We start from the raw sequence: 23,195 nt of genomic DNA on the forward strand, positions 1-23,195 counted from the left end.
GTTTATGGATCAGAAATTCGCACGATGGACTCGCGGCAACGATGGTGCGAATTTCTGATCCACGACACTAGCAACTTCATGAAGCCAGTGCGCTTTTTTTGATTTGACGTTCGTCCTCGGGACTCGCAGCAATGTTGGTACGAACGTCAACCCCCGCGCGCCAGCCAACTTTTGCCCCAAACTGGCGTCATGCTTCCAAGCTCTCTCAAGGATATCCCATGCGTGCTTTCCTTCTTGCAGCCCTGCTGACGGTCACGGCCGGACCAGTCGTCGCCCAGCCGCTCGGCACCGGCATTCCTCTGAACCAGGAAAAGGAAGTCACGCCCGAACAGCGCGCCAAGCAACGGGCCACCGAAGAGGCCTACAAGTCGACGATCAAGGGCATTCCGGATGCGAAGCCCGTCGATCCGTGGGGTAACATGCGCGGCACCGAGACCGGCAGCACCGCCAAGGCCAAGGCTGCTCCCAAAAAGACGAACTGACAGAACGGCTCTCGACTGGGGACAGTGCCGCCCCACGCGTAGGAACAGGGTGTGAACTTTGCTAGCTTGCCGTGCTCTGAAGCACCCGGCAGTTGCATGACAGTTCCACGGCCCTCTTTGCGCGACGCATCGGATGATATGAGCGCTCCGCCTGCGCAACGGCAGGCGCCGCGCACGATCGCGCCTGCCGCTGACGGCGCGACCCGCGTCACGCCGATGATGGAACAGTACCTTGAGATCAAGGCTGCCAATCCGGGGCTGTTGCTGTTCTACCGGATGGGCGACTTTTACGAGTTGTTCTTCGATGATGCCGAGACCGCCTCACGCGCGCTCGGCATCGTGCTGACCAAGCGCGGCAAGCATGCCGGGGACGACATCCCGATGTGTGGCGTACCGGTGGAGCGCGCCGAAGACTATCTGCATCGCCTGATCGCGCTCGGCCACCGAGTCGCTGTTTGCGAACAGATGGAAGACCCGGCGGAAGCCAAGAAGCGCGGCGCCAAGAGTGTCGTCAAGCGCGGCGTCGTGCGCGTCGTCACCCCGGGCACCCTGACCGAAGACACGCTGCTCGACGCGCGCGCCAACAATTACCTGTTGGCAATCGCCCGCGCCCGAGCATCCGCCTCCGGCGGCGATCGCATGGGGCTCGCATGGATCGACATGTCGACGTCCGAATTCACTGTCACCGAATGCAGCGCGGCCGAACTCGCAGCGACGATCGCCCGCATCAACCCGAACGAGGTGATCGTCGCCGATGCCCTGTTCGGCGACGATGCGCTCGGACCGTTGCTGCGCGAACTGGCATCCGTGACACCACTCACCCGCGACGTATTCGACGGTGCCACGGCCGAGCGCAGGCTCACCGACTATTTCGCCGTCGCGACCATGGAGGCGTTCGGCTCGTTGTCACGCCTGGAAGCGACCGCCGCCGCCGCTTGCGTGACCTATATCGAGCGCACACAGGTCGGCAAACGTCCGCCGCTGTCGCCGCCTTCGCGCGAGGCAGCCGGCACGACCATGGCGATCGATCCCGCGACCCGCGCTAACCTCGAACTGACGCGCACGCTATCCGGTGAGCGGCGCGGCTCACTGCTCGCGGCGCTCGACTGCACCGTCACCGCGGCCGGATCGCGACTGCTCGCGCAGCGGCTCGCCGCACCTTCGACGGATGCAGCGATCATTGCCAGGCGACTCGATGCGCTGAGTGCCTTTGCGGAGGACTCGGTCGTCCGCGAGGACCTGCGCAAGATGCTGCATGCGGCGCCGGACATGGCGCGCGCGCTGGCACGGCTCTCGGTGGGCCGCGGCGGCCCGCGCGACCTCGCAGCGCTCGGCGCCGGCATTGCGGCGGCTGACGAGGTGCTGGCGCGGCTCGCGCGGATGGATATCGTGCCGGCCGAGATCGCGACAGCAGCGACAGCGTTACGCAAACCGCCGCGAGCGCTGGCGCAGGAGTTTGCGCGCGCGCTTGCCGACGAATTGCCGCTGTTGAAACGCGACGGCGGGTTCGTGCGCGCCGGCTACGAGCCGGCGCTCGATGAGGCCCGAAGCCTGCGCGACGAATCGCGACGGGTGGTGGCCGCGATGCAGGCGCGCTACGCCGAGGAGACCGGCGTCAAGGCGCTGAAGATCCGCCACAACAACGTGCTCGGTTATTTCGTCGAGGTGACGGCGCAGCACGGCGACAAGTTGATGTCGCCACCGCTGAATGCGACGTTCATTCATCGTCAGACACTGGCGGGCCAGGTCCGTTTCACCACAGCCGAGCTGGGCCAGACCGAAGCCAAGATTGCCAACGCCGCCGACCGGGCGCTCGGGCTCGAGCTCGAGATCTTCGAGCGGCTGGCAGCGCAAGCGGTCGTCGCATCCGACGATCTGCACGCCGCAGCGCAGGCGTTCGCCGCGCTGGATGTGGCCACCGCGCTGGCGAAGCTCGCCTCGGATCAGAACTACGTTCGCCCCGACGTCGATGGCTCGCTCGACTTCGTCATCGAGGGCGGTCGGCATCCGGTGGTGGAGCAGGCCTTGGCGCGCGACGGGCAGCCGTTCATCGCCAATGCTTGCGATCTCTCGCCGAGGGTGCGTGAAACCTCGGGCCAGGTCTGGATCGTCACCGGTCCGAACATGGCAGGTAAATCGACCTTCCTGCGCCAGAATGCGCTGATCGCGCTGATGGCGCAGATCGGCAGCTTCGTGCCGGCGAAGCGCGCGCGCATCGGTATCGTCGACCGTCTGTTCTCGCGCGTCGGCGCCGCCGACGATCTCGCGCGGGGACGCTCGACCTTCATGGTCGAGATGGTGGAGACAGCCGCGATTCTGAACCAGGCCGGCGAGCGGGCGCTGGTGATCCTCGACGAGATCGGTCGGGGAACTGCGACCTTCGACGGCCTGTCGATCGCATGGGCGGCGATCGAGCATCTGCACGAGGAGAACCGCTGCCGCGCGCTGTTTGCGACGCACTATCACGAGCTGACGGCGCTGGCTGCAAAACTGCCGCGGCTGTTCAATGCTACGGTGCGGGTGAAGGAGTGGCAGGGTGACGTGGTGTTCCTGCACGAGGTGATGCCAGGCGCGGCCGACCGCTCCTACGGCATTCAGGTGGCGAAGCTTGCCGGTCTTCCCGCACCCGTGATCGTCCGCGCGAAGACGATCCTGGCCAAGCTTGAAGCGCAGGACCGATCGTCGACGACCCGCGCGCTCGCCGACGACCTGCCGCTGTTCGCTGTGCCCTCGCGCGCGGCCGCGGAAGATAAGATCGAGACGCCGGCTGACAAGCTGTTGAAGACCTTCGAAGCGCTGCACCCCGACGACATGTCACCGCGCGAAGCACTGGACGCGCTGTATGCCCTCAAGAAGACGCTCGGAAATTGAGGTCGTCGTCGGCACGCCCTCGAAAAGTCAGGCCGTCCCGCTGCCGGTGAAGTCGGCGACGATATGCAGCATCGCCCGCAGTCCGTAGATCAGGCCTGCCTCATCCACCTGGAACCGCGGCGAGTGATTGGGCGCGACGTTGCTATCGCCAGGCCGCGCGATGCCCACATTGAAGAACATGCCGGGCACGACCTGGCCGAAATAGGAAAAGTCCTCGCTGGCGCTGCTTGGCACTTCCGAGAGGACCGTCTTCGCCCCCACGCGCGCCAGCGACGGCGCCATCCGCTCGACCAGCACTGCATCGTTGACCACCGACGGGTAAGAGGTGCCGTCCCAGGACACCTCGGCCGATCCGTTCATGCCCCGCGCGATGTTCTCGGCGATCTCGCCGATGCGGCGCTTGGCCCGCGTGCGTTGCTGCTCGCTGAACGTACGCAGCGTGCCCTGCATCTCGGCTCTATCAGGAATGATGTTGCTGCGCAGGCCACCCCTGAACGCGCCGACGGTCACCACCGTGGGCTCGCGCGTCACGTCGGTCTCGCGACTGACGATCGTCTGCAGCGCCGTGACGATCGAAGCGCCGATGACGACGGGATCGACCCCGGCCCATGGCCGCGCCCCATGGGTCTGCTTGCCGTGCACGATGATGCGGAATGAATCGCTGCCCGCCGTCGAGACACCCGGCCGATATGCCAGCGTGCCGACCGGCAAGCCCGAGCCCACATGCAGGCCGAACACCGCGTCGGGCTTCGGATTCTCCATGACGCCCTGCTGAACCATCACGCGGGCACCACCAGCTTGCCCGGGCGGCAGCCCTTCTTCTGCCGGCTGGAACAGCAGCTTGACGGTGCCGCGCAGATCCTTGCGCATGTTCGCGATAACCTCTGCCGCCGCCATCAGGATCGCGACATGGCAATCGTGTCCGCATGCGTGCATCACGCCGACGGTCTCGCGGCCCCACTGCGTCCTGACTTTCGAGGCAAACGGCAGGTCGACCTCTTCGGTGACCGGCAGCGCGTCCATATCGGCCCGCAAGGCGATGACCGGTCCCGGACCGCCTTCGCCTTTCAACAGACCGACCACGCCGGTTTCGGCGACGCCTTCACGGACCTCATAACCCAACGACTTCAGGTGCTGCGCGACCAGCCCGGCTGTTCGCTTCTCCTGATTGCCCAGTTCAGGGTTGGCGTGAATGTCGCGCCGCCAGGCGATCATCCTGGCTTCGATGGCTTGCGCAGCCTGATCGAGCGCATCGTGGATTACGCGCGACGGCCCGGCGGCCGCGGCCGGCTGCATCTGTGCCAATGCTGCGACAGGCCGCAGCAGGCCGAGCGCGCCGCACGCACAAGCCGTGTGCAGCAAGGCGCGTCTGCTCGGTTGCGTATCGATAATTTCGGCGATGAATGTAGGCGGAGCCGACGAGCGTCCAAAAAGCCGCATGACCTAACCCCTCAAAGATCCACGCTGGCAGCGGATTGCTTTTGCGCCAAATGGTCAAGAGCCGTTCAGCGTTGGTCGCCTTTGCAAAAACGCCCGGACGTCAGATGAGCGCACTACGCCCGCGAAGCTGCGGCAAGCGCCGATCGCCGCCGGAAGGCCCAGAACACCAGATTGCAGGCGACCGCGACGAGGAGCGCGGCGACAAGTCCCGTGACCGTTCCGACGCGCGTGACGAGAAGGTGTGCGGTCAGACAGCACAATGAAAATCCTGCAAGGCCCAACAGCGTGTTCGCGAGCACGGCGGCGGTCGCAGGCCCGCCGATACGTGGATGCAGGATGAGGATCAGGCTCGACAGCACGATGGGAAAGACCGCCAGCAGCCCCGTCACCTTCGGACCGACCGCCTCGCTGGCCGAGACGACCAGGGCGACGAGGACAGCCACCATGCCTGCCCGCACCAGCAGATCGGTCCAGCGCCGCCGCACCGGAGGGACATGCACATGGCGGAAGCGGTTACCGATCGCGATGCAGACGGGCAGACCGATCGCGTTCAAGATGACGGCCGTCAGCGTCGTCCATGGCAGCGTGTTGACCACCGCGGCCAGCACAAGCCACACCGCCAACGCCGGCAGCACACTTGCGGCCCGGCCGTGCCGCTGTGCCAGCGCGGCGTAGACCAGCGCGAATACCGCCGTCGCGACGTTGACGACAAGGCTCGCCAACGCGCTCTGCGCGACGAAGCTCGGGTCATGATGCAGGGCCACGAAAACATAGGCCGGGCCGGCGGCGATCGGCAGCGTGGCGATCATCGCAGCCACGACAGGACCGGCACGTTCTGCAACGACGGTCGCGGACACCACGAAACCCGCCGTCACTGCCATTTTTAACAGCAACAGCAACCAGAACTGCAGTTCAGGAGACATCGAGAGCCTTGCGCATGCCCGCGAGTCGCGAGGCATTCATATCGCCACTCATGAGATACCAGCGCCGCCGAGGCAACCCGACGGAGGGCATGACTGCATGCTTAGGCTCACTATATCTCGTGCAGAGGCGCGATCATCGCCCTGAGCGTCCCGTCGCACAGAAAAAGCTCGGATTTTTCAAAGCGTTAGCGGTTTCCGAGCTTGCCTCGAGGTCGCCGGGCACCTCACGCCCCACCAGATGGGAGGGGTGGATGCCGCAAAGGTTGCGGTGCGCCGCAACGAAAGGCTGATGACACCATGCGAACCGTCCGATATCCGATGCGAATGGATACGGCCGTCACCCGAAGCGTCTCTGTCGAAACGGAGTTCGATCCCGTGCGGATCGGCGCCGAGATCGATGCTCTCGCGGTGAAGATGGAAGGCCGGGACGACGCCTTCCGCGCGGCGATCACGCAGCTTCTCAAGGGCGAGCTGGCCGCCGGACGCGCTGCCGCTCAGGCGCAGCTTTTGAAGGATCGCCACGGCCGCCGTTGCGCCGAGCGGCTGTGCTTCCTGCACGATTCCATCATAGGCCTCCTGTTCGACGCAGCGACCCGTCATCTCTACAAGAGCCTGCTTCCATCCGACTCCGAGCGGATGGCGATCGTCGCGACCGGCGGCTATGGCCGTGGCCTGATGGCGCCGGAATCCGATATCGATCTGTTGTTTCTGCTGCCCTACAAGCAGACCGCATGGGGCGAATCGGTCGCCGAAGCGATCCTCTATTGTCTCTGGGACATGGGGCTGAAGGTCGGCCATGCCACTCGCTCGATCGACGAATCGATCCGGCAGGCCCGCGCCGACATGACGATCCGCACCGCCGTGCTCGAGACCCGCTTTCTTGTCGGCGAGCGGACGCTCTACGATGAACTGGTGACGCGGTTCGACAAGCAGGTGGTGCAGGGCACGGCGTCCGAATTCGTCACCGCGAAGCTCGCCGAACGCGAGGAACGCCATCGCCGCGCCGGCCAGTCGCGCTATCTGGTCGAACCGAACGTGAAGGACGGCAAGGGCGGCTTGCGTGACCTTCACACGCTGTTCTGGATCTCGAAATACGTCTACCGCGTTCGCGACACCAGCGAGCTCGTCGAGCGCGGCGTGTTCGACGCTCAGGAATATCGCACCTTCCGCCGGTGCGAGGATTTCCTCTGGTCGGTCCGCTGCAACATGCACTTCTTTGCCAAGCGCGCCGAGGAGCGACTGTCGTTCGACATTCAGCGCGAGATGGCGGTGCGGCTCGGCTATACCTCGCATCCCGGCATGCAGGACGTCGAGCGCTTCATGAAGCACTACTTCCTGATAGCAAAGGACGTCGGCGACCTGACGGCCATTCTCTGCGCCAAGCTCGAGGACCAGCAGGCGAAGCCGGCGCCGGTACTGAGCCGGATGATGGCCAAGTTTCGCCCGTCGCCGAAGCGTCGCCTGAGCGACAGCGACGATTTCGTGGTCGATTACAACCGCATCAACCTCGCGGTGCCGGATGTATTCCAGCACGATCCGGTCAACCTGCTTCGCATCTTCCGCCTCGCCCAGAAGCACGATCTCGCGTTCCATCCGGACGCCATGCGCGCCGCCAAGCGTTCGTTGTACTTGATCGATCAGAAGGTCCGTGAGAGCGACGAAGCCAACAGGTTGTTTCTCGAGATCCTCACATCGAACGATGCGGAGATCGTGCTGCGGCGGATGAACGAGACCGGCGTGCTCGGAAAATTCATCCGCACCTTCGGCAAGATCGTCTCGATGATGCAGTTCAACATGTATCACCACTACACGGTGGACGAGCATCTGTTGCGCTGTATCGGCATTCTTCAGGACATCGAGCGCGGCGGCAACGAGGAGTTCGCGCTGGCGAGCGACCTGATGCGGAAGATCCAGCCGGAACATCGCATTGCGCTGTACGTTGCGGTCTTCCTGCACGACATCGCCAAGGGCCGGCCGGAGGATCACTCGATTGCCGGCGCGAAGGTCGCCCGCAGGCTATGCCCTCGGTTCGGCTTGAGTGCGGCCGATACCGAGCTCGTGGCGTGGCTGATCCAGGAGCACCTGACAATGTCGACGGTCGCGCAGTCGCGCGACCTGTCCGATCGCCGCACCATCGAGAATTTCGCCGGCGTGGTGCAGTCGCTCGAGCAACTGAAGTTACTGACGATCCTCACCACCGCCGACATCCGCGGCGTCGGTCCGGGCGTCTGGAATGGCTGGAAAGCGCAGCTGCTGCGCACACTTTATTATGAAACCGAGCCCGCGCTGACCGGCGGCTTCTCCGAAGTCAACCGGTCCCAGCGCATCGCGATGGCGCAGACGGAATTCCGCGACGCCTTCAAGGAATGGCCGCAGACCGAGGTCGAGGCTTACATCGCCCGCCATTATCCGGCGTACTGGCTCAAGGTCGATCTCGCGCAAAAGATCCGTCACGCCCGCTTCATTGCCAACAGCGAGAAGGCCGGACACAAGCTCGCGGTCAACGTCGGCTACGACGAGGCGCGCGGCGTGACCGAGCTGACCATTCTCGCCCCCGACCATCCGTGGCTCCTGTCGATCATCGCCGGTGCCTGCGCGTCGGCCGGGGCGAACATTGTCGATGCGCAGATCTACACCACGACCGACGGCCTTGCGCTGGACACCATCTCGGTGTCGCGCGAATACGACCGCGATGAGGACGAGGGCCGCCGGGCGACCCGTATCGGCGAGACCATCGAACACGCGCTGGAAGGCAAGGTGCGGTTGCCTGAAGTGGTCGCCCGCCGCGCCGGCGCCCGGGCGCGGACCAAGCCGTTCACCGTCGAGCCGGAGGTGTCGATCAACAATCAATGGTCGGAACGCTACACGGTGATCGAGGTATCAGGCCTCGACCGTCCGGGCCTGCTGTATCAGCTCACGACGACGATTTCGAAGCTCAATCTCAACATCGCCTCTGCGCATGTGGCGACCTTCGGCGAGCGCGCGCGCGACGTGTTCTATGTCACGGACCTGTTGGGCGCACAGATCACCGCGCCGACGCGGCAGGCGGCAATCAAGCGCGCCCTCATCCATCTGCTCGCCGAGGACGACACCGCCAGCAAGCCCGCGGCTTGATGCGAGCGCGCCTGGTGTCGTGGATCAGAAATTCGCACCATCGTTGCCGCGAGTCCATCGTGCGAATTTCTGATCCATAAACGACACTAGAATCATAAACTTGCTAGTGTCCTGATCGAAATCCGAAGTTCGCTCTGAGCTCGCTGCGAAGTATGGCGAACTTCGGATTCGGGACACTAGCTCTCATGCGCAGTTTGGGAAATCGTATGCTCTTGGTCGCCGATCTGCTGGTGCTCGTCGTCGCGCTGCTGCACGTCTATTTTCTGACCCTCGAGATGTTTCTCTGGCAGAAGCCGATCGGCCTGCGGACGTTCCGCAACACGCCGGAACGCGCCCGCGACACTGCGGTGCTCGCTGCCAATCAGGGGCTGTATAACGGATTTCTCGCGGCGGGCCTGATCTGGGCCGTGTTCTACCAATGGCCGCTGTCGGCGCTGCATATCAAGACGTTCTTCCTCGGCTGCGTCGTCATCGCAGGCATTTATGGCGCGTATTCAGTGAGCCGACGCATCTTCTTTATCCAGGCGCTGCCCGCGATCGTCGCGCTCGCACTGCTTTGGATCTTCCGGTAGCGACCATAAACCCCCGTTAACTTCTGCTTAACTCGCTCTTAAACCCCGGCCGCTAGCGTTGCAGCAGCCATAGGCGAGCGAAGCGACGCCGTTCTTTGAACGGCTATAGGCGAGCGAAGCGACGCCGTCCTTTGAACGCCTATGGGGCACCGGACCAGGTTTGTCGGCGTATGTTCTGGGGGCAGCGAAACAATGCATCACGCAAGGAGCCACGATTCGGCTTCACGGGATCGCTGTACGATCTTCGCCTCTCGCGCGACGACCGCGTCGGCCCATCCAACGAGCGCGAACCGCAGCCGGCCATGAGCAAGCGCAAGGCCGGCGACGGCGACAAGCCGAAATCCTCCGCCCGGCGCAAGAAGCGGTCGCGCCATTTCGGCGCAGCCTTCAAGAAGGTTTTTTACTGGAGCGCCGTGCTGGGCCTCTGGGCCGTCATCGGCGCAATCGGCGTGATCATCTGGGTTGGCGCCCACCTGCCACCGATCCAGTCGCTTGAAGTACCGAAGCGCCCACCGACCATTCAGATTGCCGGTATCGACGGCAGCATTCTCGCCACGCGCGGCGAGATGGCCGGCACCAACATCGCGCTGAAGGAACTGCCTGCGCATCTGCCGAAGGCCTTCATCGCCATCGAGGACCGGCGCTTCTATTCGCATATGGGCATCGATCCGATGGGCATCGCCCGCGCAGCGGTCGCGAACATCATGCATCGCGGCGTCAGCCAGGGCGGCTCGACGCTGACACAGCAGCTTGCGAAGAACCTCTTCCTTACGCAGGAGCGCACATTGATGCGCAAGCTGCAGGAGGCCGAGCTCGCCCTGTGGCTTGAGCACAAGTACTCGAAGAACGCGATCCTCGAGCTCTACCTGAACCGCGTCTATTTCGGCTCGGGCGCCTATGGCGTCGAGGCGGCAGCGCAGAAATATTTCGGCAAGTCGGCACGCAACGTCACGCTCGCGGAAGCGGCGATGCTGGCCGGCATCGTCAAATCGCCGTCGCGGCTGGCGCCGAACCGCAACCCGGACGGCGCGGAGCGGCGCGCCAATACCGTGCTCGGCGCGATGGCGGAGGCGGGCTTCATCACCGAGGCTCAGGCCAAGGCGGCGATCGGCAATCCTGCCTACACGGTGAAGGCCGCCAGTGCGGGCACGATCAACTACGTCGCCGACTGGATCGTCGACGTGCTGGACGATCTCGTCGGCCAGGTCGAGCAGAACATCATCGTCGAGACCTCGATCGATTCGAGACTCCAGGCGGTAGCGGAAGCTGCGATCATCGACGAGCTCGCGGCGAAGAGCGTGAAGTTCAACGTCACGCAGGGCGCGCTGGTGGCGATGACGCCGCGGGGCGCCGTGCGCGCGCTGGTCGGCGGCCGCAACTATGCGGACAGCCAGTTCAACCGCGCCGTCACGGCGAAGCGGCAACCCGGGTCCGCCTTCAAACCGTTCGTATTCCTGACCGCGATCGAAAACGGCCTGACGCCCGACACGGTGCGGCAGGATTCGCCGATCAACGTGAAGGGCTGGACGCCCGAGAACTACACCAGGGAATATTTCGGTCCGGTGACGCTGACTCAGGCGCTGGCGATGTCGCTCAACACGGTTGCCGTGCGGCTCGGTATCGAGGTCGGCGCGAAGAGCATCGTGCGCACGGCGCACCGGCTTGGCATTGCCTCGAAGCTTGAAGCCAACGCGTCGCTGGCGCTCGGCACGTCCGAAGTGACGTTGCTCGAACTGACCGGCGCCTACACCCCGTTCGCGAACGGCGGCCAAAGCGCGACCCCGCACGTGGTGCTGAGGATCCGCACCGCCGAGGGCAACAAGACCCTCTACAGACGGCCTGCGGAACTGTTCGGACAGATCGTGGATGCGCGCTCCGTCAGCATGATGAACGCGATGATGCAGGAAACCTTGCTGTCGGGCACTGCCCGCAAGGCCGAGATTCCCGGCTGGCCGGCCGCCGGCAAGACCGGCACCAGCCAGGATTTCCGCGATGCGTGGTTCGTCGGCTACACCGCGAACCTCGTGACCGGCGTCTGGCTCGGCAACGACGACAACTCACCGACCAAGAAGGCAACCGGCGGCGGGCTGCCGGTGGAGGTCTGGACTCGCTTCATGCGTACGGCGCATCAAGGCATCCCCGTCGCTGCGCTGCCGGGCGGCGGCAGTGGCGGTGCAGGCGGGTTCTTCTCGAACTTCACCACGGCTCAATCGGCGCCGCCGCAACATGCTCCGCGTCCCGCCGCACGTACCGCGCAGGCGCAATCCTCACAGCGCCCGGTCGCCGAGGCCGGCATTGACGGCTGGTTGATGGAAAAGCTGCTGGGCCGGCAAGCGCGCTAGCCGTCCAGCCCGTATCGGTGCAGGTCGTTGCCATGCGCGTTCAGCCACGCTTTTGCGCGATCCATCTCCGGACAGATGCGCGCGACGACGCGCCAGAAGCGGACCGAATGGTTCATCTCGACCAGGTGCGCCACTTCATGCGCGGCGAGGTAGTCGAGCACATAGGGCGGCGCAAGAATTAGCCGCCAAGAGAACGACAGCACGCCATCGGAATTGCAGGAGCCCCAGCGACTCGATGGGTCGCGAATGCTGATCCGTCGGAACGTCACACCGAGCGTCTCAGCATAGTGACGCACGGAGATGGCGAGGTCGCGACGCGCCTCGCGTTTCAGATGGTCCTTGACGCGACGCGCGGTGTGCGCAGCGTCGCCCGCAACGCAAAGCAGGTTCGTACCGTCGTCGCCGCATTCGAGCCAGACGGTGCCGCGCGCGCGGGGCCGGTGGACGATACGAACCTGCTCGCCACGCAGCGGCACGCTCGCGCCGTCGCGGAAGGCGACCCCATCCGGCAGCTTGCGCAGTCGCTCGGCCAGCCACGCGCCGTGCCGCTGCGCGAATTCCTTGGCGTCGGCGAGGCTGCCGCGCATCGGCATCGACAGCATCGCTTCGCGGCGAGTGGCGTGAATACGCAGTGTGTAGCGGCGGGCGAGACGATGGCGACGGACCGTGATGTCATAAGTCTCGCCGTCGGCTTCAACGGCGATGACCTGCGGCGCCGGACTACGGGCAACCGGCGGCCGCGGCGGCTTGCCGCTGCGTAGAAGCGGCAGCCACCTGAGCGGATGTCGGGCGTCGCGACTCATACGCGCGACTATACGGCATCACCGTCCGCCGACGACGTGAAATTTCCGCGCCAGCGCGGCGTTGTGCATGAAGTCGGAGATGCGCGGCACGATCTCCGATCGGAAGCGCGAGCCGTTGAAGACGCCATAGTGGCCGACGCCCTTCTGCATGTAGTGCACCTTCTTATCGGAGCTGAGCGACGAGCACAGCCGGTGCGCGGCCTCGGTCTGGCCAATGCCGGAGATGTCGTCCTTCTCGCCCTCGACCGTCATCAGCGCAATGCGCTCGATCTTGGTCAGGTCCACCGGTTTGCCGCGGTGAGTCATCTCACCTTTCGGCAGGGCATGCTTGACGAAGACAGTATCGACGGTCTGCAGATAGTATTCGGCGGCGAGATCCATCACAGCGAGATATTCGTCGTAGAATTCGCGGTGCTTCTGCGCGGAATCGCCGTCGCCTTCGACGAGGTGTCGGAACAGGTTTTTGTGCGCGTCGATGTGGCGATCGAGATTCATGCTGACGAAGCCGTTGAGCTGCAGGAAGCCGGGATAGACGTCGCGCATGAAGCCCGGATGAGGAAACGGCACGCGGGTGATGACATTGTTGCGGAACCATTCGATGCCGCGCTCCTGCGCGAGATCGTTCACCGCTGTCGGATTGCTGCGGGTGTCGATCGGCCCGCCCATCAGCGTCATCGACAGCGGCACGAACGGATCCTTCGTCGCTTCCATCAGCGCTGCGGCCGCGATGACCGGCACGGACGGCTGGCACACCGCGACGACGTGAATGTTGCCGCCGAGGAATTGCAGCATCTCGATCACGTAGTCGATGTAGTCATCAAGATCGAAGCGGCCGGCCGACAGCGGCACCATGCGCGCGTCCGCCCAGTCGGTGATGTAGACGTCATGATCGGGCAGAAGCGCCTGCACCGTGCCGCGCAGCAGCGTCGCATAGTGGCCCGACATCGGCGCCACGATCAGAACGCGCGGCTGCGGCTTGCGCGGCGGGCGCGTGATCAGGCGCTCGAAATACAGGAGCTTGCAGAACGGCCGCTCCCAGATCGAATGGATATGCACCGGCACGCGTGAACCTGCGACCTCGACATCCTTGATGCCCCATTCCGGCTTGCCGTAACGGCGCGTCGTGCGCTCGAACAGCTCGCAGCTTGCCGCGATCGATTTGCCGAACTCAGTGTGCGCGAGCGGATTGAGCGGATTTTCGAACAGGAGCTTCGTCGCATCGGTCATCGCGCGGAGCGGATTGAGCGACGCCTGCCCCATCTCGTACATCCAGTAGAGCGGCGTCGTTACGACCGGCGCGCCTTCGGTTGCTGCGGCAGGCGCGCCGCCAAATTCACCAATTGGCATCAATGTCTTCCCAAAACCCCTTTTGCAGCGCAGCATAATGGAGCCAGGAGCCGGGCGCGTCAATGCGCCTCAGGTCATCCCGGGATCCTTAGCCAAAGGTTTAAAGAGCCTTGTCGCGGCGGCCTTAGCGCCACATCACGCGACATTGAGCACGGTGAGCGTCCGCGAGCCGCCCGACGGCGTCTGGGTCTCGATCGAGTGGCCGACCGACATGCCGATCAGCGCCGCCCCGATCGGGCTGAGCACCGAGATCTTTCCTGCGGCGATATCCGCCTCGGCGGGATAGACGAGCGTCGCGCGGCGAACCTCGCCGGTGGCGTCGTCGCGAAACGTCACATCCGAGCCCATCACCACCAGCCCCGGCGGAACCTCGTCGGCCGGCAGAATCTGCGCGCGCTCGATCTCGCGGGCGAGGAAATCCGTCGTCTCCGGATATTTCTCGGCCAGAGCATCGATCAGACGCGACAGGCGCTCAGAATCGCTGGCGGTGATCGCGATCGGCGGCAGCTCCGGGTGCGGGAAATTCATTGGAACACTCCTTGACCGCAGCAACGCTACGGTCCGGTTTCTCCGCCTCGCCATGAACGCCGGCGACGCGGAGCGTAAAGAAACGTTTGATGTTGAAGTGCGATGTAATCAGCCCGGACGGGGCACGCGCGCAGCCGCCCGGGTCACCTGCCTGCGTGGAGATGACCTGCGCGAAAAAACTTCTGTTCTTGGCGGACGAACAACGTCATTGGGATAACGTATGTTGAAAGTGACGAAAGTCAACTCATCCAGACGCCGCGGCCACCCTTGCTGCGGCCGCCCTTGCCCTGGCCGCTTGTTTGTGACCGCCGAGCGGCACGGCTAGAGTTGGCAACATGTCCGACGCCGCCGCCACCGACTTTCGCGAACCGCGCCCGCATGTGCGGCTGGATACGATCCTGCGGCTGCGCTGGCTGGCTGTGCTGGGGCAGCTTGCGACCATCTTCGTCGTCGAGCAGGCGCTCGACTTCGAACTGCCGCTGATCCCCTGCCTGTCGGTGATCGCGTTCTCGGCGATCGTGAACATCGTGCTGCAGATCGCGTTCAATCCGATGCGCCGGCTCAAGCCGAAGCACGCCGCGGCCCTGCTCGCGCTGATGATCGCCGAGCTCGATGCGCTTCTGTTCCTGACCGGCGGCATCGACAATCCGTTTGCGATTCTCGTGCTTGCGCCGACACTGATCGCGGCGACCGCGTTGCCGCCGCGCCTGACGCTGGCGCTGGCCGCATTCGCCGCCGCGAGCGCCACGGCGCTGGCGATCTGGCACCTGCCGCTGCCGTGGTCGGAAGACGATCCGCTGGTGTTGCCGGCCACCTACAACATCGCCGTCTGGATCTCGACGATCGTCGCGATCGGCGTCACGAGCCTGTACGCGTTTCAGGCGACCGAGCAGGCGCGCAAGCTGTCCGACGCGCTCGCCGCGGCCGAACTGGTGCTGACGCGCGAGCAGCATCTGACCCAGCTCGACGGCCTTGCTGCAGCCGCTGCGCACGAACTCGGCACGCCGCTGTCGACGATCACGCTGATCGTGCGCGAACTCGAAAAGTCGCTTGATCCGACAACGCCGATCGCCGCCGACATCCGGACCTTGCGCGAACAGACCCAGCGCTGCCGCGACATCCTTGCAAAGCTCACGCAGCTGTCGTCGACCGGCGCGCCGTTCGACCGGATGCGCGTCTCGGCACTGGTTGAGGAGGCGGTCGCCCCATATCGGGACTTCGGCATCACCATCAAGGTTCGCCAGACCGCACCCGGCAAGAACGAGCCGGTCACCCGCCGCAATCCGGGCGTGCTCTACGGTCTCGGCAACATCCTGGAGAACGCCGTCGATTTCGCGCGCGAGACGGTGGAGGTCGATGCCTGGTGGGACCAGCGCAACGTCGAGATCGTGATCGCCGACGACGGACCAGGGATCGCTCCCGACATCCTGCGCAAGATCGGCGAACCGTATTTGTCACGCCGACCGAACGACAGCGGTTCCGGCGGGCTTGGCCTCGGCGTCTTCATCGCCCGCACGCTGCTCGAGCGCAGTGGCGCGAGGGTATCGTTCCGCAACCGGATATTTCCGGCCCACGGCGCCATCGTGCATATCACCTGGCCTCGCGAGACGTTCGAGATCGACGACGTACCGCCGGAACCGGCAGATTAACGATTAGACAGGTTTGAATCGACACTTGGCATAACCGTGCCAAAGCGCCATATCTTGCAAAGCTGTAAAGGAGCGCCGCACTTTGAGCAGTCTCGAAACCGCACCGACGACCGCTTCCCCTGCCATCCTGGGCATGGCCGACCGCAGTCTTCTCATTGTTGAAGACGACAAGGCCTTTCTTGAACGTCTCGCCCGCGCGATGGAAGCGCGCGGCTTTATCGTTCGCACCAGTGACAGCGTTGCCGATGGCCTGGCGCAGATTTCGCGCGCAGCGCCTGCGTTCGCTGTGGTCGACCTGCGCCTCGGTGACGGCAATGGCCTCGACGTGGTTTCCGCATTGAAGCGGCAGCGGCCGGATGCTCGCGCGATCGTGCTCACGGGCTACGGCAACATCGCCACCGCCGTCACCGCGGTGAAGCTCGGCGCCGTCGATTATCTGGCGAAGCCGGCCGATGCCGACGACGTGGTCAACGCGCTGCTTGCGACCGGTTCGACCAAGACCGAGCCGCCGCAAAATCCGATGTCGGCGGATCGCGTGCGCTGGGAGCACATCCAGCGCATCTACGAGATGTGCAATCGCAACGTTTCGGAAACGGCGCGCCGGCTGAACATGCACCGGCGCACCCTGCAACGGATTCTTGCCAAGCGAGCGCCGCGCTGACGCCCGAAATCGTGACATTGGCATGACGCGGCGGCCGAAAATTTCGGCCGCTGCGAGCGACACCGCGCGGAACCGGCCTCGGCTGTCGAAGTTGAAGGCATGGTCCTCACGAAGCCCGGTGTGATTTCCATGCGCAAGGCCCGCCATCTCGCGATCTCGTCCCGCCTCGAAGCCACCAAGCGCCACGGTCTGGTGGAGGACTATGCGATCGATTGGCCGGTCAGCAATTTCTCGCCACCGCGGGTCAGGGTGCGCAACTGCGCCCAGTTCCCGGCCCAACTCACGCTGAACTATGTCGCGACGCTGTTAGGCACCCTGGTGCCGAGCGGCGCGATCGAGATCGAGCGGTAAGCCGCTTCGCTCATCCGGGCTGCGGCTCCTCACTATTCGGCTGCCGCGAAGCCGTCGGGGTCGGCGAGACGGCCGAGGCGTTGGGCTGCGGTGGCCGCGAAGCGGAGCAGCATTGCTTTGCGTGTTGCCGCAGGCAGGCGATGCTCCGGCGCCTCACAATGCATGTGCGCACCATAGGCATCGGCGACGATCAGCCCGGTATCGGTCGGGAAAATCTCGCACGGCAGATCGCTCGTGAAAGCGAAGAACAGCCGGTCGCAATGAAGACGGTAGTCTTCCCACTTGATATCCGCGCGCAGATCGGCGAGCGACGACTTGATTTCGACGATCCAGATATCGCCGCGCTCGTTCAGCGCCACGAGATCCGCGCGCCGGCCCGACGGCAGCGGCAATTCGGCAAGCGTCGCGAATCCGAGCGCGCGCAACAGGCGCGAGGTCCCGCGCGCGACAGCGAGCGCGGTCTCCGACTGACGACGATCCGCCGGCAAGGTTGCCGCTTCAGGAAGAACGTAGAGACTCATGGGCTCCTTTTAGCAGATCCGGCCGGACCGCAAATTCGTGCCCGGGCGGCAGCAAGCGCGGCCTCGCGCGGTCGTGAATGAATGGAACCACCGTTCGAGTGGCGCCGGCGATACGCGCCGTTCAGGCCGTGGCGCGGAATGGCCTGAACGCCGCCCGCATCTCAACCATGCCTTTGCTCTGTCCGGCCCGGTTGCCCCTTTTCCCAGCGGCGAAAATCGGCCATGTGGGGGCATGGCGAATGAAGCACAGACCGCGACACCAAAGGCCCGGGCCGCGATCATTCCGGTCACGGCGTTCGAGCAGAATTGCACCCTGATCTGGTGCGAGGTGACCAAGCGCGCCGTGGTGATCGATCCCGGCGGCGACGTGCCGAACATCGAACAGGCGATCGCCCAGTCCGGGGTCACGGTCGAGAAGATCTGGCTGACGCACGGCCATATGGATCACGCGGGCGGCGCCGCAGAACTCAAGGAGAAACTCGGTGGCGTGCCGATCGAAGGCCCGCACATCGCCGACAAGTTCCTGCTCGACAATCTTATCGAGAGCGGCCGGCGCTTCGGCATGAGCGGCCTGCGCGACGTGACGCCCGACCGCTGGCTCAACGAGGGCGACAAGGTGCAGGTCGGAGAGCTCACCTTCGACGTCCTGCATTGCCCCGGGCACTCGCCCGGCAGTGTCGTGTTCGTCCACAAGGAGATGCGCTTCGCCCATGTCGGGGACGTGCTGTTCAGCGGCTCGGTCGGCCGCACCGACCTGCCCGGCGGCGATCACGCCACGCTGATCAATTCGATCAAGACAAAGCTGCTGCCGCTCGGCGACGACGTCAATTTCATCTGCGGCCACGGTCCGGGTTCGAGCATCGGCCAGGAGCGGCAGACCAATCCATTCGTCGTCGGCGCCTGACGTGCCGACAACCCGCAGTTTTAAGAGCTGCAACTGATCAGAGGGCCTGACATGAACGAGACCGTCAAGACGCCGACATCCGCGACTGCGGTGAGCTGCGACGTCACGTCGGCAATCGCCGCGCGCTATGGCGCGGCAGAAGCCAACGTGCCGCTGGCATGGAATGACACGATCGAGCTGCTGCTCAGCCATCGTTCGGTCCGCGGCTTTCTGAGCGACCCGTTGCCCGCGGGCACGCTCGAAGCCTTGGTCGCTGCCGGACAATCGGCGTCGTCGTCGTCGAACGTGCAGGCCTGGACGGTGATCGCGGTGGAGAACGCAGCGACGAAGGCCGCGCTTGCGAAGGTCGCCAACAACCAGAAGCACATGGAGGAATGCCCGCTGCTGCTCGTGTGGTGCGCCGACCTGTCGCGCACCAAGGAGATGGGCAAGCGGCATGACTATCCGACCGACGCTACCGCGTTCCTGGAAAGCTTCATCGTCTCCGTGGTCGATGCGGCACTCGCCGCGCAGAATGCCGCGGTCGCGGCCGAGTCATTCGGCCTCGGCATGGTCTACATCGGCGCGCTGCGTAACAACCCGGAAGAGGTCGCGCGCATCCTGAAGCTGCCGCCCAACGTGGTCGCGGCGTTCGGCATGTGCGTCGGCTATCCCGACCCGGCGCGTCCCTACAACGTCAAGCCGCGGCTGCCGCAACGGGTCGTCCTGCATCGCGAGCAATATGACGAGAGCCTGCCACAGGAGGCACTCGACAGCTACGACGCCGCGCTGATGGCGTTTCAGCGTACGGAGAACCTCAAGGAGGTCGGCTGGACCGGCGCGATGAAGTCGCGCTGGCGCGACGCCAAGTCGATCAACGGCCGCGACCGGATTCGCTCCGCGCTGGTCGCGCTCGGCTTCAAGCTGGATTGACAGGCGTCAATCGCGAGCGAAGCCTGTAGCCCGGATGAGCGAAGCGACATCCGGGGATGTTGCGTAAAGAGTCACCCCCCGGGGTCGCTTCGCTCGCCCGGGCTACGCGCTTCACCTCTTCACTTCGAGCGAACCGGTGATCGAGGCGCGCTGGGACAGTTCGATCCAGTTGCCGTCAGGATCGCGCACCATGGAGATACGTGCGGTGGTGCCGAGCGTCACCGGCGCGCGGGCCTCGCGTCCGCCGCGGCTCAACACGTGGGCGTGCTCGCGATCGACCTCGAACACCTGGAAGGTGATGTAACGCCAGCCCTTGCCTTCCATGCCGGAATCCGAGGGCGCATCAGTCGACTGCTCGACCAGCAGCACCGTGTCGCCGGCAAGGAATGTGGCTGCGTTTCCGGCGCGTGGGCCTTCCGGCAATCCCAGCGCGTCGGTGTAGAAGGCGCGATGCGCCTCGATATCGCGCACGGCAAGACGGACGCCGATGCGCGTGATGCCATGCGTCCCCTTCGGCACCAGCGTCACGCGGTTGCCTTCAGGGTCCGTCAGCGACCTCGGCGAGGTCAGGTCTTCGCGCGCGATCAGCAGCTCGCGATAGCCTGAGCGTGGACGATCCGGAATTGGATCGGCCAGCTCATTGATCTTCAGCACGGAGCCGAGCACATCGTGGCGATGCTGCTTCTGCCCTTTGCGGATCGGCAGCAGGTGTTCAAATGGCAGGCCGATCTCGTTCTGCCAGAAGTCCAGCAGCGGCTGCACATCGTTGGTCGGAAAGCCGATGTCGATGCGCGGTTTGGCGAGCTTCATGTTTCCTCCTGTGGCTCGTTATGGACAGCCGTATCGCAACTGTCGACCCAAAGCGAGCCTGTAGCCCGGATGAGCGACAGCGACATCCGGGGAGAATGGCCACAGATTCAGACCCGGATTTCGCTTCGCTCATCCAGGCTACGCACGGCATGTTTGCCGCGCCTCATCCGAACCGCGCGGGCGAGCCGCTCCATCACCTTCACTGACGTCTCCCAGTCGATGCAGCCGTCGGTGATACTCTGACCGTAGCGGAGCGGCTGGCCCGCGACGAGAGCCTGCCGCCCGCCGACCAGATGGCTTTCGACCATCACACCGATGATGCAGGTGTTGCCGTTCTCGATCTGCTGAGCCACCGCGTCGACGACAGCCGGCTGGTTGTCCGGATCATAGCCACTGTTGGCGTGGCTCGCGTCGATCATGACGTTCGAGTTCACGCCCGCCTTTCGCATCTGGCTGCAGATGGCGGCGACGTTCGCCGTATCGTAGTTCGGCCACTCGCCGCCGCGCAGGATGATGTGGCAGTCCTCGTTGCCGGTGGTCGATGCGATGGCCGAGCGGCCGTCCTTGGTAACCGCAAGGAAGTGGTGCGGGTGCGAGGCCGCCTTCACCGCGTCGATGGCGATCTTCAGCTTGCCATCGGTGCCGTTTTTGAAGCCGATCGGGCACGAAAGGCCGGACGCCAGCTCGCGGTGGACCTGGCTTTCCGTCGTTCGCGCGCCGATGGCTCCCCAGGCGACCAGATCGGAAACGTATTGCGGGGCGACGATATCGAGGTACTCGCAGCCGACCGGCAGCCCGAGATCATTGATGTCGGCAAGCAGCTTGCGGGCAATGCGCAGGCCGTCGTCGATGCGGAACGAGCCGTCGAGATGAGGGTCGTTGATCAGCCCCTTCCAGCCGACCGTCGTCCGCGGCTTGGCGAAATAGACGCGCATGACGATCTCGAGATCGTCGGAGAGGCGCTGCCGAACGCGGCTCAGACGCTGCGCATAGTCCATGGCGGCTGCCGGATCATGGATCGAGCAGGGACCGATCACAACAGCGAGCCGGTCGTCGGATCCGTGCAGGATGTTGTGCAGGGCGCCGCGTGCACCGGCTACGGTCTCGACGGCGAGGTCGGTCGGGACGAATTCGCCCATGACCTCGCTGGGTGTGATCAGCGCTCTTATTTCGCGAATGCGTACGTCGTCGGTGATGCCTGACACGGAAGTACTCCTTTTTTTCGGGTCGGGAGTCCGCCGGAGGCACAAAAAAAGCCGCCAGCAGACTGGCAGCTTGTCGGGGTTTGTCTGTCTTGGATTCTCGTCAGATCAAACGTGTCCCTTCCTCTGCCAGGGGCTTCGGAAACCGGTAAAACCAAAAGTAATAGCGGTTGGACGCGGTGATCATGGCGGGCTTCTTAGCGGCAAACGAAGCGGTTGTCACCTGCTGTCTCGAGGGTCTGGCGGCGCTGGCCTCCGGCAAACGCCGCTGGATCGCATAGCGAAACATACACACCAGGCGAGGTTTGTCGTCAGGCGCGCGGCGACGCCGTTCAAGCGTGCCTGCCATTCCGGAAATGACGGGCGATACGTATAACGCGCGGCGCTTATGCGTTGCGAAGCCCAGGCCGTGCACGTAACCTTCAGACCAATTCAGACAAAAAACAAACGTCTCAGGACAAAAGACAGAACACGAGGAAATACATGCCCCGCATCGGCTTCGGCGCTTTTCTGGCCCCGCATCACCCCATCGGCGAACACCCGATGCTGCAATTCCGCCGTGACCTCGATTTCGCGGAGCATCTCGACAAGCTCGGCTTCGACGAGTTCTGGTGCGGCGAGCATCACTCGTCGGGCTGGGAGATGATCGCTTCGCCGGAGATGTTTCTCGCTGCCGCGGGCGAACGTACCAAGCGTATCAAGCTCGGCACCGGTGTCGTGTCGCTGCCCTATCATCACCCATTCAATGTCGCGCAGCGCATGGTGCAGCTCGACCATATGACCGGCGGGCGCGCCATCTTCGGCTCCGGCCCGGGCGCCCTGTCGTCGGATGCCTATGCGCTCGGAATCGATCCGATGGTGCAGCGGGACCGGCAGGACGAAGCGATCGGCATCATCAAGCGGCTGATGGCCGGCGAGCGTGTCACCGCCGAGAGCGAGTGGTTCACCTTGCGCGATGCAGCGCTTCAGATCCTGCCGCTGCAGGAAGACATGCCGTTCGCGGTCGCCTCGCAGATCTCGCCATCCGGCATGACGCTGGCCGGCAAGCACGGTATCGGCGTGATCTCGATCGGCTCGCTGTCGACGGAAGGTCTGACCGCGCTGCCGACCCAATGGGGCTTTGCGGAGGATGCGGCGAAGAAGCACGGCAAGACCGTCAATCGCAAGGACTGGCGCGTGGTCTTGAGCTGGCACATCGCCGAAACGCGCGAAAAGGCACGCGAGGAAGCCGGCAAGGGCCTGCTGCGCTGGCACAACGAATACATCGTCGGCACGCTGCAGCGGCCGGGCGCCAAGCCGTTCAAGTCGATCGACGACGCGCTCGACAAGACCTCCGCGTCGCCGGGATCGGCGGCGACCATCGGCACGCCGGACGACCTGGTGAAGACGTTGAAGGGCGTGATCGACATGTCCGGCGGGCTCGGCACCATCGTTGGCTTCGCGCATGATTGGGCGAACATCGAGAACACGTTCCGCAGCTGGGACATGGTCGCACGCTATGTGGTGCCGGAGATCAACGGCTACGTGAACGGCCTGCGCCGCTCGCAGAAACACGTGATCGACAACCGCGAGTCGTTCGAGCGCGCGGGACAAGCGGTCATGGCCAAGATCATGGAGAACGACAAGGCCGCAGCCGCACTGGCCGTCACCCGCTCCAACCGCCTGGCCGTCTCCGGCAGCAACGCGCCTGATTTCGAGAAGGCGGCGAAGAAGGGGTAGTTGCCGTCCTGTAGCCCGGATGAGCGAAAGCGACATCCGGGGTA

The 23,195-nt window shown here is 64.5% G+C and carries 19 protein-coding genes; 11 read left to right on the forward strand and 8 right to left on the reverse strand.

Annotated features, from left to right (window positions below):
* The first annotated feature begins 218 nt into the window (after positions 1-218).
* Entirely contained in the window at positions 219-482 is a 264-nt protein-coding gene (locus tag RCO31_RS33490) for a hypothetical protein (protein WP_308972724.1), read from the forward strand.
* A 138-nt stretch (positions 483-620) separates the two neighbouring features.
* Positions 621-3,353 (forward strand): DNA mismatch repair protein MutS, encoded by a 2,733-nt coding sequence (mutS, locus tag RCO31_RS33495; protein ID WP_308972725.1) that lies wholly within the window; start codon positions 621-623, stop codon positions 3,351-3,353.
* A 27-nt stretch (positions 3,354-3,380) separates the two neighbouring features.
* Here mutS and RCO31_RS33500 read toward each other — a convergent pair whose 3' ends face one another.
* A complete protein-coding gene (locus RCO31_RS33500) occupies positions 3,381-4,793 on the reverse strand; it encodes an amidohydrolase (protein ID WP_308972726.1) in 1,413 nt (470 codons plus the stop codon).
* Positions 4,794-4,906: 113 nt separating this feature from the next.
* Entirely contained in the window at positions 4,907-5,716 is an 810-nt protein-coding gene (locus tag RCO31_RS33505; RefSeq protein WP_308972727.1) for a hypothetical protein, read from the reverse strand.
* Positions 5,717-6,040: 324 nt separating this feature from the next.
* On the opposite strand from RCO31_RS33505, the gene RCO31_RS33510 reads away from it, so the two are divergent.
* The 3 genes from RCO31_RS33510 (at position 6,041) to RCO31_RS33520 (ending at position 11,744) form a co-directional block, all read left to right on the forward strand.
* Complete coding sequence (locus RCO31_RS33510; protein ID WP_308972751.1) at positions 6,041-8,830, forward strand: [protein-PII] uridylyltransferase; 2,790 nt, start codon at positions 6,041-6,043, stop codon at positions 8,828-8,830.
* 206 nt (positions 8,831-9,036) lie between these two features.
* Complete coding sequence (locus tag RCO31_RS33515; protein WP_308972728.1) at positions 9,037-9,402, forward strand: DUF1304 domain-containing protein; 366 nt, start codon at positions 9,037-9,039, stop codon at positions 9,400-9,402.
* Positions 9,403-9,572: 170 nt separating this feature from the next.
* A complete protein-coding gene (locus RCO31_RS33520; RefSeq protein ID WP_308972729.1) occupies positions 9,573-11,744 on the forward strand; it encodes a PBP1A family penicillin-binding protein in 2,172 nt (723 codons plus the stop codon).
* Here the strand turns inward: RCO31_RS33520 and RCO31_RS33525 are convergent.
* From RCO31_RS33525 to rnk, 3 genes are all read right to left on the reverse strand, one after another.
* Positions 11,741-12,547 (reverse strand): SprT family zinc-dependent metalloprotease, encoded by an 807-nt coding sequence (locus RCO31_RS33525; RefSeq protein WP_308972730.1) that lies wholly within the window; start codon positions 12,545-12,547, stop codon positions 11,741-11,743. The two genes, RCO31_RS33520 and RCO31_RS33525, sit on opposite strands and share 4 nt — an antisense overlap.
* Before the next feature lie 18 nt (positions 12,548-12,565).
* Entirely contained in the window at positions 12,566-13,894 is a 1,329-nt protein-coding gene (locus RCO31_RS33530) for a polyhydroxyalkanoate depolymerase (RefSeq protein ID WP_308972731.1), read from the reverse strand.
* A 135-nt stretch (positions 13,895-14,029) separates the two neighbouring features.
* Entirely contained in the window at positions 14,030-14,422 is a 393-nt protein-coding gene (rnk, locus tag RCO31_RS33535; RefSeq protein ID WP_308972732.1) for a nucleoside diphosphate kinase regulator, read from the reverse strand.
* A gap of 335 nt (positions 14,423-14,757) precedes the next feature.
* Here rnk and RCO31_RS33540 point away from each other — a divergent pair, with 335 nt between their 5' ends.
* From RCO31_RS33540 to RCO31_RS33550, 3 genes are all read left to right on the forward strand, one after another.
* Positions 14,758-16,071, forward strand: a complete 1,314-nt coding sequence (locus tag RCO31_RS33540) for an ActS/PrrB/RegB family redox-sensitive histidine kinase (RefSeq protein ID WP_308972733.1) — start codon at positions 14,758-14,760, stop codon at positions 16,069-16,071.
* Between the two features lie 133 nt (positions 16,072-16,204).
* On the forward strand, positions 16,205-16,732 hold the full coding sequence (locus tag RCO31_RS33545; RefSeq protein WP_308972752.1) for an ActR/PrrA/RegA family redox response regulator transcription factor: 528 nt from the start codon (positions 16,205-16,207) through the stop codon (positions 16,730-16,732).
* A 99-nt stretch (positions 16,733-16,831) separates the two neighbouring features.
* Entirely contained in the window at positions 16,832-17,083 is a 252-nt protein-coding gene (locus RCO31_RS33550) for a hypothetical protein (RefSeq protein WP_308972734.1), read from the forward strand.
* Between the two features lie 32 nt (positions 17,084-17,115).
* Here RCO31_RS33550 and RCO31_RS33555 read toward each other — a convergent pair whose 3' ends face one another.
* Positions 17,116-17,604: an MmcB family DNA repair protein gene (locus tag RCO31_RS33555; RefSeq protein ID WP_308972735.1), complete on the reverse strand. Its 489-nt coding sequence runs from the start codon at positions 17,602-17,604 to the stop codon at positions 17,116-17,118.
* A gap of 232 nt (positions 17,605-17,836) precedes the next feature.
* On the opposite strand from RCO31_RS33555, the gene RCO31_RS33560 reads away from it, so the two are divergent.
* Together RCO31_RS33560 and RCO31_RS33565 are read left to right on the forward strand one after the other, a co-directional pair.
* Positions 17,837-18,508, forward strand: a complete 672-nt coding sequence (locus RCO31_RS33560) for an MBL fold metallo-hydrolase (RefSeq protein ID WP_308972736.1) — start codon at positions 17,837-17,839, stop codon at positions 18,506-18,508.
* 51 nt (positions 18,509-18,559) lie between these two features.
* Positions 18,560-19,420 carry a nitroreductase family protein gene (locus tag RCO31_RS33565; protein WP_308972737.1) on the forward strand — a complete coding sequence of 287 codons (861 nt, stop codon included), beginning with the start codon at positions 18,560-18,562 and terminating at the stop codon, positions 19,418-19,420.
* A 111-nt stretch (positions 19,421-19,531) separates the two neighbouring features.
* Here the strand turns inward: RCO31_RS33565 and RCO31_RS33570 are convergent, their stop codons facing one another.
* A complete protein-coding gene (locus RCO31_RS33570) occupies positions 19,532-20,230 on the reverse strand; it encodes a VOC family protein (protein ID WP_308972738.1) in 699 nt (232 codons plus the stop codon).
* Between the two features lie 107 nt (positions 20,231-20,337).
* Positions 20,338-21,435, reverse strand: a complete 1,098-nt coding sequence (locus RCO31_RS33575; RefSeq protein WP_308972739.1) for a 3-deoxy-7-phosphoheptulonate synthase — start codon at positions 21,433-21,435, stop codon at positions 20,338-20,340.
* 480 nt (positions 21,436-21,915) lie between these two features.
* On the opposite strand from RCO31_RS33575, the gene RCO31_RS33580 reads away from it, so the two are divergent.
* Positions 21,916-23,151 (forward strand): LLM class flavin-dependent oxidoreductase, encoded by a 1,236-nt coding sequence (locus RCO31_RS33580; protein WP_308972740.1) that lies wholly within the window; start codon positions 21,916-21,918, stop codon positions 23,149-23,151.
* Positions 23,152-23,195 lie beyond the last annotated feature (44 nt).

Source organism: Bradyrhizobium sp. LHD-71, from assembly GCF_031157255.1.
Taxonomy (GTDB): Bacteria; Pseudomonadota; Alphaproteobacteria; order Rhizobiales; family Xanthobacteraceae; genus P52-10.

What these genes read in the sequence shown, in the direction of transcription:
- RCO31_RS33490 (WP_308972724.1), top strand. Translation starts at nt 219, where the DNA reads ATGCGTGCTTTCCTTCTTGCAGCCCTGCTGACGGTCACGGCCGGACCA.
- mutS (WP_308972725.1), top strand. Translation starts at nt 621, where the DNA reads ATGAGCGCTCCGCCTGCGCAACGGCAGGCGCCGCGCACGATCGCGCCT.
- RCO31_RS33500 (WP_308972726.1), bottom strand. Translation starts at nt 4,793, where the DNA reads ATGCGGCTTTTTGGACGCTCGTCGGCTCCGCCTACATTCATCGCCGAA.
- RCO31_RS33505 (WP_308972727.1), bottom strand. Translation starts at nt 5,716, where the DNA reads ATGTCTCCTGAACTGCAGTTCTGGTTGCTGTTGCTGTTAAAAATGGCA.
- RCO31_RS33510 (WP_308972751.1), top strand. Translation starts at nt 6,041, where the DNA reads ATGGATACGGCCGTCACCCGAAGCGTCTCTGTCGAAACGGAGTTCGAT.
- RCO31_RS33515 (WP_308972728.1), top strand. Translation starts at nt 9,037, where the DNA reads ATGCTCTTGGTCGCCGATCTGCTGGTGCTCGTCGTCGCGCTGCTGCAC.
- RCO31_RS33520 (WP_308972729.1), top strand. Translation starts at nt 9,573, where the DNA reads ATGTTCTGGGGGCAGCGAAACAATGCATCACGCAAGGAGCCACGATTC.
- RCO31_RS33525 (WP_308972730.1), bottom strand. Translation starts at nt 12,547, where the DNA reads ATGAGTCGCGACGCCCGACATCCGCTCAGGTGGCTGCCGCTTCTACGC.
- RCO31_RS33530 (WP_308972731.1), bottom strand. Translation starts at nt 13,894, where the DNA reads ATGCCAATTGGTGAATTTGGCGGCGCGCCTGCCGCAGCAACCGAAGGC.
- rnk (WP_308972732.1), bottom strand. Translation starts at nt 14,422, where the DNA reads ATGAATTTCCCGCACCCGGAGCTGCCGCCGATCGCGATCACCGCCAGC.
- RCO31_RS33540 (WP_308972733.1), top strand. Translation starts at nt 14,758, where the DNA reads ATGTCCGACGCCGCCGCCACCGACTTTCGCGAACCGCGCCCGCATGTG.
- RCO31_RS33545 (WP_308972752.1), top strand. Translation starts at nt 16,205, where the DNA reads ATGGCCGACCGCAGTCTTCTCATTGTTGAAGACGACAAGGCCTTTCTT.
- RCO31_RS33550 (WP_308972734.1), top strand. Translation starts at nt 16,832, where the DNA reads ATGGTCCTCACGAAGCCCGGTGTGATTTCCATGCGCAAGGCCCGCCAT.
- RCO31_RS33555 (WP_308972735.1), bottom strand. Translation starts at nt 17,604, where the DNA reads ATGAGTCTCTACGTTCTTCCTGAAGCGGCAACCTTGCCGGCGGATCGT.
- RCO31_RS33560 (WP_308972736.1), top strand. Translation starts at nt 17,837, where the DNA reads ATGGCGAATGAAGCACAGACCGCGACACCAAAGGCCCGGGCCGCGATC.
- RCO31_RS33565 (WP_308972737.1), top strand. Translation starts at nt 18,560, where the DNA reads ATGAACGAGACCGTCAAGACGCCGACATCCGCGACTGCGGTGAGCTGC.
- RCO31_RS33570 (WP_308972738.1), bottom strand. Translation starts at nt 20,230, where the DNA reads ATGAAGCTCGCCAAACCGCGCATCGACATCGGCTTTCCGACCAACGAT.
- RCO31_RS33580 (WP_308972740.1), top strand. Translation starts at nt 21,916, where the DNA reads ATGCCCCGCATCGGCTTCGGCGCTTTTCTGGCCCCGCATCACCCCATC.